Raw genomic sequence first — 15259 nt, forward strand, 5'->3', positions numbered from 1 at the left:
AAGTTAAGGAACCGCCACGTGCCGAACGGCATGCGTGGTGGTGTGAGAGGTCGGAAAATGAAATAGGAGGAAACTATTTCATTTTCCTCCTACTCGATTGTCTATATTTGCGGTCACTTATGCAACAGTTGAAGATAAATTATCCGATTGATTATACAATGAAGGTGAGATTCATGAGCCTGGCAAGTGGTAGTAGTGGAAATTGCTACTATTTAGGCTATGGAGATCATGGAATATTAATAGATGCCGGTATCGGCATCCGTACGATAAAGAAGCACTTGAAGGACGTTGGTATTTCAATGGATTCTATTCAGGCTGTTTTTGTTACTCACGATCATGCAGACCATATAAAGGCAGTAGGGCATCTTGGCGAAAAGCTGCATATTCCGATATACACAACTGCTCTTGTCCATGCGGGAATAAATAAGAGTTATTGTATGACAGAGAAGTTGCACTCCTCTATACGTTTTCTTGAAAAGGAGGAGCCACTGCAACTGGAACATTTCCGGATCACTTCTTTTGAAGTACCACATGATGGTACAGACAATGTAGGGTATTGTATTGAGGTAAATAATAAGGTCTTTTCTTTTGTAACTGACCTGGGTGAGATAACTCCGCTCGCTGCGCAATACATTAATAAAGCACATTATTTGATTCTTGAAGCGAATTACGATGAGGAGATGCTTAAGATGGGGCCTTATCCTGCATATCTTAAACAGCGTATTTCCGGGAAGAATGGACACCTTAGCAATTCCGCTGCTGCAGATTTTTTGGCCGAGAATATTAGAGAAGAATTACAATATATCTGGCTGTGCCATTTAAGTAAAGACAATAATCACCCTGAGTTGGCTTATAAAACAGTAGAATGGAAATTAAAAAATAAAGGAATTATTGTGGGTAAAGATGTGCAACTGCTTGCTTTAAAGCGAAGTACGCCATCGGAGCTATATATCTTTGAATAAGCTGCCACAAAAAGTAAATAAAAAACATCCATTTCATTTGGCGAAATAAAACAAAACCCCTAAATTTGCAACCGCAAACCAGGAAATGCACTCTTAGCTCAGCTGGTAGAGCAATTGACTCTTAATCAATGGGTCCAGGGTTCGAGTCCCTGAGGGTGTACTAAAAAAGAGAGTTACATAAAAGTGGCTCTCTTTTTTTGTTCTTATTCTAAAAACTCTTAGTTTACATTTTGCTAATTCTATCCTGAATCGCATAAAAGCATTTACCTTCGTTCGTTAGCTGAAAAACATTCAGCAATTCCTGTTTTGAGAATACAAAATAAAATCGAACTTACTGATTATGTGTGATTATATAACAAATCGGGATTCTTTTTAAATTTCCAGTTTAATATTGGCGCGTTTCTGTGTCTATATGACAAATTTACATTTCGCAGAAAAACAATTGAAATAGAAAGAGTAACCTTTTAAATTTTCTTTTTTACTCGGTTTTGCCTTTTTTCAATATTCAAAAATGTGACAGAAATACCTTTTATTCTCCTTGTTACACACAGCGACTGTCAACGTTAACATATCAACTGGCGCACTTAACACCACAAGTAGCCACGCATAACACGAGCATTGATATTTATTAATCCCCAGAGTTGATTTGTTAAGCAAGCGAGTTAACCTGTTAAACAAAGAAATATGTAAGAATTGTGCCAACATTCCGGTTTTCTAGCAGAGAATTTGCCAATTTACATAGTAAACATGCCTTTCTTTCTCTTTTTTAGCTAGAATTCTTTTATTTAATTACAATTAAATAGCTCTTATACGACTTCTGGGGCATATTTTGTATCTCGAACAGGCGAAAATCGCCACAAGTGTACTGTCGAAAAGAAATTGAACAATTAGAAAGGGTACCAATTTGACGCATGAATTGAAATACACAAATCAAATTGACATCTTTTAAATGCATTAAAAACAACTCTCCACACCTTCAGGAGCCCGAACCCTGGACCCATTGATTAAGAGTCAATTGCTCTTGAATTAAAATTTAGCGTCTCTCTTTTTTAAATATAAAAACAATTATTCGTTAATATTGTTATTTATAGAAACAGATATTTATTAAACGATATTAGAATATGATTTATAATTTACTATTTCCTCGCAAACCCGATACAACAGGTGCTTCCCTACTTCTTCTCTCTGCACGCATTATATTTGGCCTGTTATTCTTATCTCATGGTATACAAAAATGGAGCAATTTCCAGGAACTTTCATCAGTATTTCCAGATCCGTTGGGAGTTGGTAGTTCTGTTTCACTTGGATTGGCTATTTTTGCAGAATTAGCCTGTTCGATTGGTTTTATGTTTGGTATTCTTTATCGTTTGGCTATAATACCGATGATATTTACCATGCTTATGGCATTTTTTGTTATTCATGGAGCTGATCCTTTTGCAGTAAAAGAATTAGCATTGGTATATTTGGTTATCTTTGTTTTAATGCTACTTGCTGGTCCGGGGAAATTTTCTGTTGACAGCATTCTGGGCAAGATTTTGGCTAAAAATAAAAGAAAATAAAGGTTTTACAGTATTAATAACCACCTATATTGCAATAACATCAAGTTGACAACGGATAAGGGGACAATAGAATCTCAAACCCTTATCCGTTTTTTATGTTTGTATATTGACTTAAACGTTTTATATTTGCATTTGAATTTTTAAACTTTAAAAAACAAATTATTATGAAGAGAAGTAAATCATCATTAGCACTTGTATGCGTACTTTGTAGTAGCATTCTGTTTAGTTCATGTATCGGTTCGTTCGCTTTGTTTAACAAGGTTAAAACATGGAATCAGGGCATTGGAAACAAATTTGTAAATGAACTTGTATTTGTAGCACTAAACATAGTGCCGGTTTATGGTGTCGTATACTTAGCTGATATTTTGGTTATTAACTCTATTGAATTTTGGTCAGGTGACAATCCGGTTGCTAGCGTAGGTGAAGTTAAAACTGTAAAGGGAGAGAATGGCGATTATCTGGTCGAAACACTTGAAAATGGCTATTCTATTACCAACGAAAATGGCGATCAGGCTATGGAATTGCTTTATAACAAAGAAGCTAATACCTGGAGTGTTGTATCAGACGGCGTAAGCTCAGATTTAATTAAGATTAATGATGACGGTACTGCACAACTGTATTTGCCAGACGGTAACTCTATGAACGTGACACTAGATGCACAAGGTGTATTGGCTGCACGCGAAGTGACCATGAGTACATTGTATGTACTTAACAAATAAATAAAATAAATAAGGTTGAGAACAATTCTCAACCTTATTTATTTTAAAATGGATATCCAACGGCAAAATGAAATGCAAAATCGCGGCTGAATTTAGGACGAACAATTGGATACCTTTCTTTTCCGCTACTATATTCAGGGTTAATCGCTTTCATACCTCCATCAATACGTATAACAAAGAAATCCAAATCAAGCCTTAATCCCAACCCATAGGCCACAGCTATTTCTTTGTAGAATTTCTTAAATTTAAACTGTCCTCCGGGTTGTTCCTCACTATAATTGTGAAGCGTCCAGATATTTCCGGCATCAACAAATAAAGCTCCCTGGAATTTCCAGAAAAGTTCACTTCGAAGCTCAATACTTGCATCTAGTTTTATATCTCCGGACTGGTTTAAAAAGTTCTTCTTATCACCCGAGAATGAACCGGGCCCAAGGCTACGTACCGACCAACCACGGACACTATTTGCCCCTCCCGAAAAATAACGTTTTTCAAACGGAATAACATCTGCATTTCCATAAGGTATAGCAATTCCCATTCCGATATGGTACGCCAACGAGTTACGCTCATCCACAACTATATTTTTGGCAAAATCAAAATCAGCCTTTATATATTGCGCAAAAGGTATATTTAATATAGAATACTCTCCTTTATCATTTTTAGACAGGCCTGCCAATTTAGAAAAACCATATAGTAAGTTCCCGGCAGATTCAATGCCCGTTCTGATTGAATAAGAATTAGATGCAATGGTATTATTTGTCAGGTTCGCACCAACGCTATTATAACTATAAGTATACCCCATGCGTACAATCAGGCGATTTTTGTAATTATATTCAAGAATATAATTTTGTCCGTCTTGATAAAGTTGCTCAAAGGCATCGGACATAGATGCCATATAAAGGTAGTTGACATCAATTAAATCAATACGGTGTTGTGCACGCTGCCGTTCTATCCAATGATACGACCAGGAAGCTGATGCAACCATGCGCGAGAATTCCGGTCTTATCTGATAATTATACTGCATACCAAACTCAGTGGTAGCGCGGATTCCCCGTCGAAAATCCGACGAAAGAAAAGGAAATAAAAATCGTGGAAAATTTATACTTGTTTCAACTCCATATTCTGTATAGTTATCACTTGTATAATCTTGTGTAAGACCCGAGATGGCCTCGTATGCTCCACGAAATTTCAATGTTAATTGCTCAGATCCCCGGAATAAATTACGGTGTTGATACGATACAGCGGCGGCAGCGCCTAAATCACCGGCCGAATTTGTTCCTTCAACCTCAAACGATACCGACTGATGCTTGCTCTTGGTCAGCAATACATAAGCATCTAATTTCGTACTATCTCCTATCTGGGTTTCGATAAAGCGAATGTTTGTATATTTTAAGGCTGATAAACGCCCGAAGTTATTGTATGTCCGTTGCACATCCCTTTCATCATATAAACTACCTGATTGGATTCGCAGGTTATTCACCAGAATTTTAGGTCGTATATACAAGCTTTTATTATAATATACCGGAATACCGTTATAATGCACAGAATCATTTACATATATGCTGTTTAATGAAGAGGAACGCATAATATCGTAGTCCGTCAGAAAACTAACTTTATTAATTTTATATTGGCTATGATCCTTAGGTGCATCTGCAAGGTGTGTACCGTATGGAAGAACCTGTAGCGTGAGATCTACCAGGTATGTATTTCTTACGGTATCTGCAATATAAGTGATATAGTCTTTATTAAATTTATAATACCCATTCCGAAGTAAATGGTTTGTTATGCGTTGCCGTTCTGCATCCAATACACTAACATCAAATACCATTCCCTCCTGCAATAAAGTAGACATTGAGTCTTCCTGCATATATTCTGCAATTTTGTGATCTTCAATATCCTTTTTTATAAAACGAACAATATATGGCCTTCCCGAAGTGACATCAAAAGATAGTTTAAGTTTCTTTTTTTTGATTTTTATCTTAGTATCTACCGTCGCTCCCATATATCCCATATTATGTACGGCTTTAGTAATCTCATTCTCCGAACGTTGTGCCAGAGATTCATTGTATATTACAGGAGCATCGCCAATCTTGCGCAAGAATTTATTGAACCAGCGGGTTGAATCGCGCCCGGAAAGATTATACACATAGAGTTGCGTTTTTATCGTACTGAACCACTTTGAATTCGGGTTCTGCCTCACATAAGGTTGTAGAGTAGATGATTTTATGTTTTTATTGTCGGTTTGTATCTTTACCTCATCTAATAAATAAGTCCCATCAGGCACGTACTTTGTCGAAGAACATGATGCAAATATAAAAAGAATAAATAGTAGTGAATAAGGGAAACCTTTCTTCATACGTGCGTACGTTAATATATACAATGCTTTTTAAAGCCTTGCAAATATAAACTATAATTTCCCTTTTAGAAAATAAAACGGAAGGAAGATGGCGAGTTTTTTGAAGCGGCAATATACCGCTTCAAACTTTTAAGGCTTCGTTACCTTTAAGCCATATAATTAATGAAATTCTGCATAAGGCTCTTTTCTGATATAATCAGTATTTCTATAATCTGATATGATGTTATACTCCTATTTCAGAGAAAAAGAAAGACTCTCAAAAAAACATAAGGTCATTTCACCATTTATTAAGATTATCTTTATAGTTTTGCTGTTAAAATAAGCAATACATGTTATTAAGTAAGAATAAAATAAAATATATACGTTCACTTGAATTAAAGAAGAAGCGAAAGGAAGAAAAAGTATTCATAGCCGAAGGCCCTAAGTTAGTGGGTGATTTGCTTGGTATTTTTCCTTGTATCCTTCTCGTTGCAACTCATGACTGGCTAATTGAAAACCCTAATATTCAGGTTAATGAAGTTATTGAGGTTAATAATGAGGAATTATTAAAAGTAAGTTTGTTAAAGCATCCCCAACAGGTTTTAGCTATATTTGAGCAACCAGAATACGCTACAGATATAAATGTGATTAAGAAATCACTTTGTTTGGCACTGGATGATGTGCAAGATCCCGGGAACCTCGGCACTATAATACGCCTGGCAGATTGGTTTGGTATCGAACATGTCTTTTGCTCTCTTAATACGGCTGATATTTATAATCCCAAAACAGTACAGGCCACGATGGGAGCTATTGCGAGGGTTAAAGTCCATTATCTACCTCTCTACGAATTGATAGATAAGCTTCAGGACTGTCCGGTTTATGGAACCTTCCTGGATGGAAAGAATATTTATGCTGAATCCCTCTCTTCTTATGGACTAATTGTGATGGGAAATGAAGGAAACGGAATTAGCCATGATATTGCAGGATTAATCAATCGTAAGCTATATATTCCCAATTATCCGAGTGGGCGGGAAACCTCAGAGTCATTAAATGTTGCTATTGCCACAGCAATAACCTGCGCTGAATTTCGCCGCCAGATGCTGATGTAGCAGACTAGGATATACGATTCCCTAAAATCTGGATAATTGTACTCCCGGTTGGTTGCATTTGAGTAAAATCAAATGGATAGAGACGAACAGCTGCAAGTTCTATACTTGCCATGTTGTTATACTCAACAGGAAGCTCTGTTTTAATCTGCTTATGCTCAAAGATTATTGAACCTTGCCACTCTTCTATTTTGGTAAGCCATTCTGGTGTAACCAATAAGATTACGCCTGGCGTCCAGATAATTGATTCGCTTTCTTCTCTTAACGGATATAATGCAGTAACATGTCCATCATTATTAACTTCCACCACATACTGTTTTAGAAAACCATATGAAGGAATATATAAATAATGCGAAGCAAAACGTTTCATTATCTTGCTATCTCTTTTAGCGTATCACCTTTCTGCAAAGCCCGTGGCCTTTCTCCCCTACGTCTTAATTCATCAGGGCTTATTCTTTCCGGTTGTTGAATAGGTTGCTCGATCAGGTTTTCTTCTGTTTTTTCCGGTTCTACTTTAAGAATAGGTCCGGTTTCTAACGTATCTGCTTTATTTGAGAATAAAGAATCATTTGAATGATAACGCATTAACGATATGCGATTAGCAAATAAGTGTTTGATCGAGTCTTTACCTCCCGAGTAATAAACATATCCCCTAATTTCTTTGATATCTCCCAATGTATCAGCTTGCAGGCGTATACTTTGCAATCCTGATTCAACAACCCTTTTTGTAAAACTAATAACACTATCATTAGCGTATTGAATAGCCATTGACATTAATGCGGCTTCAGCGCTATCCGGTTTTGAATCCAGGAAATAATAATGTATATCCCATTGGAGCGTATCTCTGGCTTTAAAGTTTGAGTCAGATGGAATTGCAAACGTAAGTTTATTATTCAGAGGTTTACCAGTGAGATGTAACATTCGATCCAGAAGCCAAACATCAATACTATCTCCGGGTGTAGATATTTTAGGTTTATTATCGCGAATAGCAATCAGGTTATCTATCTCACCCTGTTCTGCTTTGAGCCTACTGTTCACCCTATCATACATTTTAGATAGCAAATTAGCATGCCTTGTATACCAAACCATAGAGGAATCGAACACAGCTTCTGTCGTACCGTGTTTCTGGAATACGTATTCTATATATAATGCTTTTTTATAGTTCTCATTGTATGGTAAGTTCTCTCCTAACGCTTTGGCGATATGATAGTCGTACAACAAGTTCTCCATCTGACTTTCGGGAATAACTTCCTTAGGCCTTCTGACTTTACAGCCAGTCAACACAAAAATGAGGACCAGCGCATATAATATATAGTATTTATTTATCTGCATTTTCATTATGCTTTATTCCTGCATGATAAGCGTCATTCAAATATTTGCTATAGAAAAGAAGCAATGCGATAATACCACAGCTGATAGCTGCATCAGCGAAGTTAAAAATTGGGCTAAAAAAGATAAAATGTTCTCCCCCTACGAACGGCATCCAGCTGGGCCAATTTGTTTCAATGATAGGGAAATAGAACATATCAACTACTTTACCGTAGAACCATTGAGAATATCCTCCACCTTCAGGCATAAAGGTAGCAATTTGCGAATGAGTGCTTTCGTTGAATATAACTCCATAGAAAACACTATCTATAATATTGCCCAAAGCTCCGGCAAGGATTAGTGAAATACATACGATATATCCAGTCTTGAATCCACGTTTTACAATACGGTGGATATACCAACCAATCAAGCCTACGGCAATGATGCGGAATGTGGTAAGAAAAAACTTTCCGAAGATTTCCATACCGAACGCCATCCCGTTATTTTCGGTAAAGTAGATATAAAACCAATCTGTAATCCGGATGCTTTCATGCCAGTACATATTAGTTTTTACTAAAACTTTGATAATCTGATCTATTATTAGAACAGCGAATATGATCAATACCGAGATCTGGCCTTTTGTTAATCGTATTTTCATTAATCGTTTTTAAAAGTGCTTTAATTAAGCATTTTACTAAAAAGCGCACAGAGACATATGTTGGATATATGTCTCTGTGCAAATTATTCAGACTATGTTATTTCTTACCGTCATTTTTCGCTTCAATACTTAGTGTAGCATGTGGTACTGCACGAAGTCTTTCCGCCGGAATCAATTTTCCTGTTTCACGGCAAATTCCATATGTCTTATTTTCTACACGAATCAAAGCTGCTTGAAGTCCTTGAATAAACTTTAGCTGGCGTTGTGCCAATCTGGATGTTTCTTCCTTTGACAATGTATTTGCTCCTTCTTCCAATACTTTGTAAGTTGGAGACGTATCATCCGTGTCATTTCCATCCAGGTTCATGATACTTCTTTTTAACAGGTCATAATCGCGTTGAGCCAGTTCCAATTTTTCATTGATGATCGCACGGAATTCTTCCAATTCGGCGTCAGAGTATCTTGTTTTTTCTGCCATAACTTCAAATTTTAAATGGTTAGTTCTAGTAGTTATTATTCTTTCTCAACAACGATAAACAAAGAGAACTCGTCAAAGTTCAGTTCGGTTCCGTCTTCAACTTTATCTGTTAGTATTAATGAGGTTCCCAACACTTGGTTGCAAATATAGGTATTATATTCTATCACGGCATCATCCGTTTGCGGATTTTTAGATAAAGTAATTTTTATTTTATCTGTTATTTCAAAGCCGTTTGATTTGCGGATATTTTGGATGCGGTTTACCAATTCACGGGCAATTCCTTCCCGGCGTAACTCCTCTGTGATTGTTACTTCCAGGGCAACAGTTAACTTCCCTTCATTAGCTACAAGCCATCCAGGTATATCTTCACTGAACACTTCTACATCTTCAAGTTCAATAGTAGCTTGTCCACCGTCGATGTCAAGAATATATCGGCCATTTCTTTCCAGTTCGGCAATTGCTTCCTGCGACATTCCGCCAACGGCAGCAGCAACTGCCTTCATTTGTTTACCAAATTTAGGGCCGAGCTTTTTGAAATCGCACTTCACTTTCTTAACCAAGACTCCGGCTGCTCCATCTACAAAATCAATGTCTTTCACATTGACTTCGCCCATTATCAGTGACTTCACAGCTTCGATGTGGGCTTTTTGTTCGTCGTTAAGCACGGGTATCATTATACGCTGTAATGGCTGGCGTACCTTGATATTCACCTTACGTCTGAGTGCTAACACCATAGAAGTAATATCTTGTGCCATTTTCATCCGGGTTTCCAATTGCTCATCGATCAATGTTGTATTGTATTCCGGGAATTTGGCTAAGTGTACAGACACGCCATTATCACGACCTGTTGCCGTAGCAAGATCCATGTACAGTTGGTCTGCATAGAAAGGTGCAATCGGTGACATTAGTTTGGCTACTGTTTCCAAACAAGTATATAATGTTTGGTATGCCGACAATTTATCCTGTGTAAATTCACCACCCCAGAAACGTTTACGATTCAGGCGCACATACCAGTTTGAAAGGTTGTCGTTTACAAAGTCAGAGATTAAACGCCCTGCTTTGGTTGGTTCGTAATCGTTATAACATTCATCTACTTCTTTAATTAAAGTATTCAGTACGGACAAGATCCAGCGATCAATTTCCGGACGATCAGCCATCGGTACATCGGCTTCTTTATAATCGAAACCATCTACATTGGCATAAAGTGAGAAGAATGAATACGTATTATATAATGTTCCGAAGAATTTACGACGCACTTCTTCTACTCCGTCAAGGTCGAATTTCAGGTTATCCCATGGAGAAGAATTAGTAATCATGTACCAACGTACAGAGTCCGATCCGTATTTCTCTATGGCCATAAATGGATCTACTGCATTATTGAGGCGTTTAGACATTTTATTTCCATTTTTGTCTAAAACCAGTCCATTGGAAATAACAGCCTTAAAGGATTTGGTGTCAAACACCATTGCTGCGATAGCATGCAACGTAAAGAACCATCCACGTGTCTGGTCTACCCCTTCGGCAATGAAATCGGCAGGAAATACCTGCCCACTATCCAAAAGTTCTTTGTTTTCAAACGGATAATGTATTTGTGCATAAGGCATGGCACCCGAATCAAACCATACATCGATAAGATCGGCTTCGCGTTTCATTGGTTTTCCACTTTGAGAAACCAAAATAATATCGTCCACATATGGACGGTGCAAGTCTATTTTATCGTAGTTCTCATCGCTATATTGACCTGGTACAAATCCTTTATCTTTGTAAGGGTTAGATGTCATAACACCAGCTTCTACAGCACGCTCAATCTCGTTGTATAGTTCTTCAACAGATTCAATACAGATTTCTTCGCTGTTATCTTCTGTACGCCATATTGGAAGTGGTGTACCCCAATAGCGTGAACGGCTTAAGTTCCAATCGTTCAGGTTCTCCAGCCATTTGCCGAAACGTCCGGTTCCTGTTGATTCTGGCTTCCAGTAGATTTCTTTATTCAATTCCATCATGCGTTCTTTGCATGCAGTAGAACGAATAAACCAGCTATCCAGCGGGTAGTATAAAATAGGCTTGTCTGTACGCCAGCAATGTGGATAGTTGTGCACATGTTTTTCGATCTTGAAAGCCAGGTTGTTTGCTTTCAACATCATACAGATTGCTACATCCAGCGATTCGTCTGCTTCGGTTAGACTGGGGTCATATATGTTTTTAACAAAACGTCCGGCGAAATCCTTATACAGGTCTACATTAACTCGTGTTTTAACGAATTCCGTATCCAGTTCATCCAGTTTGTAGAATTTACCTGTCAGATCAACCATTGGGCGTAATTCGCCTTTAGTGTTTACTAATTGTAAGGGAGGGACTCCGGCAGCTTTAGCTACCTGGGCATCATCTGCACCAAAGGTTGGAGCAATATGTACGATACCTGTACCGTCTTCGGTAGTCACATAATCGCCTTGTATTACACGGAATGCACCTTCTCCAGGGTTTACCCAAGGGATTAGTTGCTCGTATTCCATTCCAACAAGATCTGTTCCTTTATATTCGGCAATAACCTTGAATGGGATTAGTTTATCACCTTGTTTATAATCTTCCAGTACCAGTTCGGCCGCTTTAGGATTGAAGTGTACATTCATCAATGCTTTGGCAAGAAGAACAGTAATTGGTGCTCCTGTATAGGCATTGTATGATTGTACAGCTACATAATCAATCTTTGGACCTACACATAATGCTGTGTTTGAAGGTAATGTCCAGGGAGTTGTTGTCCAAGCGAGGAAATAAGGTGTTCCCCAGGCTGCCATTTCCGGTTTGGGGCTTTTCATCCGGAATTGTGCTACAACAGTAGTGTCTTTTACATCGCGGTATGTTCCCGGTTGGTTCAACTCGTGCGAGCTTAAACCTGTTCCTGCAGCAGGAGAATAAGGTTGAATTGTATATCCCTTATACAAATATCCTTTTTTATGTAATTGTTTCAATAACCACCAAAGCGTTTCAATGTATCGGTTATCGTAGGTGATATAAGGATCTTTCATATCTACCCAATATCCCATAATATGAGTAAGATCTTCCCATTCTTTGGTGTATTTCATCACATCTCTGCGACATGCTGCGTTATAATCAGCAACGGAAATCTTTTTGCCAATATCTTCTTTGGTAATGCCCAATGATTTTTCAACACTAAGTTCTACGGGCAGGCCGTGAGTATCCCATCCGGCTTTCCGCTTAACCTGAAAACCTTTCATTGTTTTGTAGCGGCAGAAAATGTCTTTAATGGCACGTGCCATTACGTGGTGAATCCCTGGCATACCATTAGCCGAAGGAGGACCTTCATAAAACACAAACGAAGGTTGTCCTTCGCGCTCTGTCAAGCTTCTGGCAAAAACGCTGTTTTCATCCCATTTCTTCAGTACTTCTTTGTTTACTTCGGAAAGGTTAAGCTGAGAATATTCAGCAAATTTCTTACTCATAGTTATATTGTAAATAGATTTTTGTTGTTTTTTTAAGACCTTTGCAGCGGTACATTGCCGTCTGCCTAAAAATAAGGTGCAAATTTACAAAAACATTAGTTAGCAGAAAAGATTTATATATTCTTTTTTATATATAACTTTGCCCCCTTTAAGAAGAAAACTTAAACCTATGCAAGGAGTTAAACAATTAACCCAAGGCCCGATCCATAAACAGCTTTTCAATTTGGCATTACCTATCATGGCCACCTCTTTTATCCAGATGGCGTATAGCCTTACAGATATGGCATGGGTAGGTCGTATTAGTAGTGAAGCAGCGGCAGCTGTCGGTTCGGTAGGTATTTTGACATGGATGGCCAATTCGATTTCTTTATTGAGTAAAGTGGGATCGGAAGTTAGCGTAGGACAATCTATAGGCTCAAAGAATGATGAAGATGCACGAAATTTCGCATCTCATAACGTAACTATAGCTTTGATCATATCTGTTTGCCTTGGTATAATCCTGTTTGTGTTTGCCCATCCCATTATTGGTATATACAAATTGGAGGAACACATTGCTGCGGATGCTGTTTTTTATTTGCGGGTCATTTCTACAGCACTTCCATTTCTCTTCTTGTCTATCGTGTTTACTGGTTTGTATAATGCAGCAGGAAGAAGTAAAGTGCCTTTTTATATCATGGGGATGGGGTTGATACTAAATATGCTGCTCGATCCGTTATTTATTTTTGTTTTCAATTTAGGCGTACACGGAGCGGCTTATGCTACCTGGATTGCACAAGGGTGTGTTTTCTCACTGTTTGTATATCAACTCCGGTATCGCGACGCGCTACTTGGTGGCTTTCCATTCCTAACCCGTTTAAAAAAGAAATACTCACAACGCATCTTTAAAATCGGGTTACCTGTAGCTGTATTTAATACATTATTCGCTTTCGTAAATATGTTTCTGGGGCGTACTGCATCTGAATACGGCGGACATATTGGTTTGATGTCTTTAACCACAGGAGGACAAATTGAAGCTATTACCTGGAATACGTCTCAAGGTTTTTCTACGGCATTAAGTGCTTTTGTTGCTCAAAATTATGCAGCAAAAGAATCTAAGCGCGTTATTAAGGCTTGGCATACAACATTATGGATGACCTTCGTATTTGGGACTTTTTGTTCCCTGTTATTCATTTTTGCAGGTAGTGAAGTCTTTTCCATATTCGTTCCTGAACCGGAAGCATATCATGCCGGAGGAATTTTTCTACAGATATCTGGTTATTCGGAAGTGTTTATGATGCTCGAGATCACTACTCAGGGCATCTTCTATGGTCTGGGGCGTACTATCCCTCCGGCAATAGTCAGTATTGTTTGCAATTATTCCAGGATTCCTTTGGCTATCCTGTTTTCCCGGATGGGTATGGGTGTGGAAGGTATTTGGTGGGCTATCAGCGCAACAAGTATTGCGAAAGGAATCATCCTGACAATATGGTTTATAATTATAAAAAAGAAAGCATTAGTACTTAGGTGAATCTAAAGTTTATCCGTACTTATCAAATTTTAACTTAAAAAAATGAACTTTGTGCAGCAAATTCAGTTCTAATGTTGTTAATTAGATATAGAATAAAAACTAAATTAAAATTTATAGTATGAAGAAGATGAAGTTTTCGGCATTGCTTTTGAGCATTGCATTGATTTTAGGAGGTTGTAACGCAAACAACACGGTAAAAGGCGGAGCAATCGGAGCTGGTTCCGGTGCTGCTTTGGGTGCCATTATCGGTGGTATTGCAGGTAAAGGTAAAGGCGCTGCTATTGGTGCCGCTATTGGTACAGCCGTAGGTGGAGGTGCAGGTGCTATCATTGGAAACAAGATGGACAAGAAGGCCAAACAAGCAGCAGAAATTGAAGGTGCTGAGGTAGAACAAGTAACCGATACAAATGGCTTACAGGCTGTTAAGGTTACATTCAACTCTGGTATTTTATTTGGCTTCAACTCTTCTACACTGAGTGCATCGGCAAAATCTTCCTTGAGTGAATTCTCTAAGATTTTGAGAGAAGACCCAACGATTGACATTGCCGTAGTTGGACATACCGACAAAGTTGGTTCATATGAAGCGAACCAAACCGTATCTACGAGGCGTGCAAATGCTGTTGCCGATTATTTGAAACAAAATGGTGTTGCATATAATCAATTCCAGGCCGTACAGGGTGTAGGATATGATCAATATGATGAATCTGCATCAGCCGAACAGAATCGCCGTGTAGATGTGTATATGTATGCCAGCGAGCAAATGATTAAAAATGCTGAAGCTGGTAAATAATACCTGGCGCTACATAACAAAACAAATTAAAGCCCGGATCATGATAAAAGCATGTATCCGGGCTTTAATGTAAGCATTCGGTTTGATATATTACTTATTTTTCCACTCCGTTATTCATAGTAAAAAGGGTCGGACCATCGATTATAAATCATCCAACCCTTTACTATAAATCATCCGATGTTTTTCATCAAAGGTCCGGAGTTTAATTTTCTGGGATCAAGCAGAAAATAATGTGAACTAGTAAAATTATCTCTTTATTTTATTTCTAAAAAGGTCGGTGCCATCCCAGTGAGATGCCCTAGGCATTCCAATGGTTTGCCTAGGGCATCCCAACCACATAGTAGCTATACAATAATTAGCAATCTTTCTGCTTGCCCCC

The 15259-nt window shown here is 38.1% G+C and carries 12 protein-coding genes and 1 tRNA gene; 7 read left to right on the forward strand and 6 right to left on the reverse strand.

Going from position 1 to position 15259, the window contains the following annotated elements; all coding sequences use genetic code 11:
- The first annotated feature begins 158 nt into the window (after window positions 1-158).
- The 4 genes from D0T87_RS07980 (at window position 159) to D0T87_RS07995 (ending at window position 3240) form a co-directional block, all read left to right on the forward strand.
- Window positions 159-962 carry an MBL fold metallo-hydrolase gene (locus D0T87_RS07980; RefSeq protein ID WP_163174687.1) on the forward strand — a complete coding sequence of 268 codons (804 nt, stop codon included), beginning with the start codon at window positions 159-161 and terminating at the stop codon, window positions 960-962.
- An 87-nt stretch (window positions 963-1049) separates the two neighbouring features.
- Window positions 1050-1122: transfer RNA gene (locus D0T87_RS07985), tRNA-Lys, on the forward strand.
- A gap of 961 nt (window positions 1123-2083) precedes the next feature.
- Window positions 2084-2521: a DoxX family protein gene (locus tag D0T87_RS07990; RefSeq protein ID WP_163174574.1), complete on the forward strand. Its 438-nt coding sequence runs from the start codon at window positions 2084-2086 to the stop codon at window positions 2519-2521.
- Between the two features lie 164 nt (window positions 2522-2685).
- Complete coding sequence (locus D0T87_RS07995; RefSeq protein ID WP_163174576.1) at window positions 2686-3240, forward strand: DUF3332 domain-containing protein; 555 nt, start codon at window positions 2686-2688, stop codon at window positions 3238-3240.
- Between the two features lie 43 nt (window positions 3241-3283).
- On the opposite strand, the gene D0T87_RS08000 is transcribed toward D0T87_RS07995, so the two are convergent.
- A complete protein-coding gene (locus tag D0T87_RS08000; RefSeq protein WP_163174578.1) occupies window positions 3284-5593 on the reverse strand; it encodes a BamA/TamA family outer membrane protein in 2310 nt (769 codons plus the stop codon).
- A gap of 329 nt (window positions 5594-5922) precedes the next feature.
- On the opposite strand from D0T87_RS08000, the gene D0T87_RS08005 reads away from it, so the two are divergent.
- Window positions 5923-6681, forward strand: a complete 759-nt coding sequence (locus D0T87_RS08005; protein ID WP_163174580.1) for an RNA methyltransferase — start codon at window positions 5923-5925, stop codon at window positions 6679-6681.
- Window positions 6682-6685: 4 nt separating this feature from the next.
- On the opposite strand, the gene D0T87_RS08010 is transcribed toward D0T87_RS08005, so the two are convergent.
- The 5 genes from D0T87_RS08010 to ileS form a co-directional block, all read right to left on the reverse strand.
- A complete protein-coding gene (locus D0T87_RS08010; protein ID WP_163174582.1) occupies window positions 6686-7048 on the reverse strand; it encodes a hypothetical protein in 363 nt (120 codons plus the stop codon).
- Window positions 7048-8010 (reverse strand): DUF4296 domain-containing protein, encoded by a 963-nt coding sequence (locus tag D0T87_RS08015; RefSeq protein ID WP_163174583.1) that lies wholly within the window; start codon window positions 8008-8010, stop codon window positions 7048-7050. Before D0T87_RS08015 ends, D0T87_RS08010 begins: the two co-directional genes overlap by 1 nt.
- Window positions 7997-8644, reverse strand: coding sequence for a lipoprotein signal peptidase (locus D0T87_RS08020; protein WP_163174585.1), 648 nt, complete (start codon window positions 8642-8644; stop codon window positions 7997-7999). The genes D0T87_RS08015 and D0T87_RS08020 overlap by 14 nt, the downstream gene beginning before the upstream one ends.
- 97 nt (window positions 8645-8741) lie before the next feature.
- Window positions 8742-9122, reverse strand: coding sequence for a TraR/DksA C4-type zinc finger protein (locus D0T87_RS08025; protein WP_163174587.1), 381 nt, complete (start codon window positions 9120-9122; stop codon window positions 8742-8744).
- 35 nt (window positions 9123-9157) lie between these two features.
- A complete protein-coding gene (ileS, locus tag D0T87_RS08030) occupies window positions 9158-12583 on the reverse strand; it encodes an isoleucine--tRNA ligase (RefSeq protein ID WP_163174589.1) in 3426 nt (1141 codons plus the stop codon).
- Window positions 12584-12752: 169 nt separating this feature from the next.
- Here ileS and D0T87_RS08035 point away from each other — a divergent pair, with 169 nt between their 5' ends.
- Both D0T87_RS08035 and D0T87_RS08040 read left to right on the forward strand, forming a co-directional pair.
- The gene (locus tag D0T87_RS08035) at window positions 12753-14090 is read left to right on the forward strand and encodes an MATE family efflux transporter (protein ID WP_163174591.1); all 1338 of its coding nucleotides are present in this window, start codon (window positions 12753-12755) and stop codon (window positions 14088-14090) included.
- A gap of 118 nt (window positions 14091-14208) precedes the next feature.
- Window positions 14209-14880: an OmpA family protein gene (locus D0T87_RS08040; RefSeq protein ID WP_163174593.1), complete on the forward strand. Its 672-nt coding sequence runs from the start codon at window positions 14209-14211 to the stop codon at window positions 14878-14880.
- Window positions 14881-15259 lie beyond the last annotated feature (379 nt).

It is taken from the genome of Bacteroides sp. 51 (genome assembly GCF_010500965.1).
GTDB lineage: Bacteria > Bacteroidota > Bacteroidia > Bacteroidales > Bacteroidaceae > Bacteroides.

What these genes read in the sequence shown, in the direction of transcription:
- D0T87_RS07980 (WP_163174687.1), top strand. Translation starts at nt 159, where the DNA reads ATGAAGGTGAGATTCATGAGCCTGGCAAGTGGTAGTAGTGGAAATTGC.
- D0T87_RS07990 (WP_163174574.1), top strand. Translation starts at nt 2,084, where the DNA reads ATGATTTATAATTTACTATTTCCTCGCAAACCCGATACAACAGGTGCT.
- D0T87_RS07995 (WP_163174576.1), top strand. Translation starts at nt 2,686, where the DNA reads ATGAAGAGAAGTAAATCATCATTAGCACTTGTATGCGTACTTTGTAGT.
- D0T87_RS08000 (WP_163174578.1), bottom strand. Translation starts at nt 5,593, where the DNA reads ATGAAGAAAGGTTTCCCTTATTCACTACTATTTATTCTTTTTATATTT.
- D0T87_RS08005 (WP_163174580.1), top strand. Translation starts at nt 5,923, where the DNA reads ATGTTATTAAGTAAGAATAAAATAAAATATATACGTTCACTTGAATTA.
- D0T87_RS08010 (WP_163174582.1), bottom strand. Translation starts at nt 7,048, where the DNA reads ATGAAACGTTTTGCTTCGCATTATTTATATATTCCTTCATATGGTTTT.
- D0T87_RS08015 (WP_163174583.1), bottom strand. Translation starts at nt 8,010, where the DNA reads ATGCAGATAAATAAATACTATATATTATATGCGCTGGTCCTCATTTTT.
- D0T87_RS08020 (WP_163174585.1), bottom strand. Translation starts at nt 8,644, where the DNA reads ATGAAAATACGATTAACAAAAGGCCAGATCTCGGTATTGATCATATTC.
- D0T87_RS08025 (WP_163174587.1), bottom strand. Translation starts at nt 9,122, where the DNA reads ATGGCAGAAAAAACAAGATACTCTGACGCCGAATTGGAAGAATTCCGT.
- ileS (WP_163174589.1), bottom strand. Translation starts at nt 12,583, where the DNA reads ATGAGTAAGAAATTTGCTGAATATTCTCAGCTTAACCTTTCCGAAGTA.
- D0T87_RS08035 (WP_163174591.1), top strand. Translation starts at nt 12,753, where the DNA reads ATGCAAGGAGTTAAACAATTAACCCAAGGCCCGATCCATAAACAGCTT.
- D0T87_RS08040 (WP_163174593.1), top strand. Translation starts at nt 14,209, where the DNA reads ATGAAGAAGATGAAGTTTTCGGCATTGCTTTTGAGCATTGCATTGATT.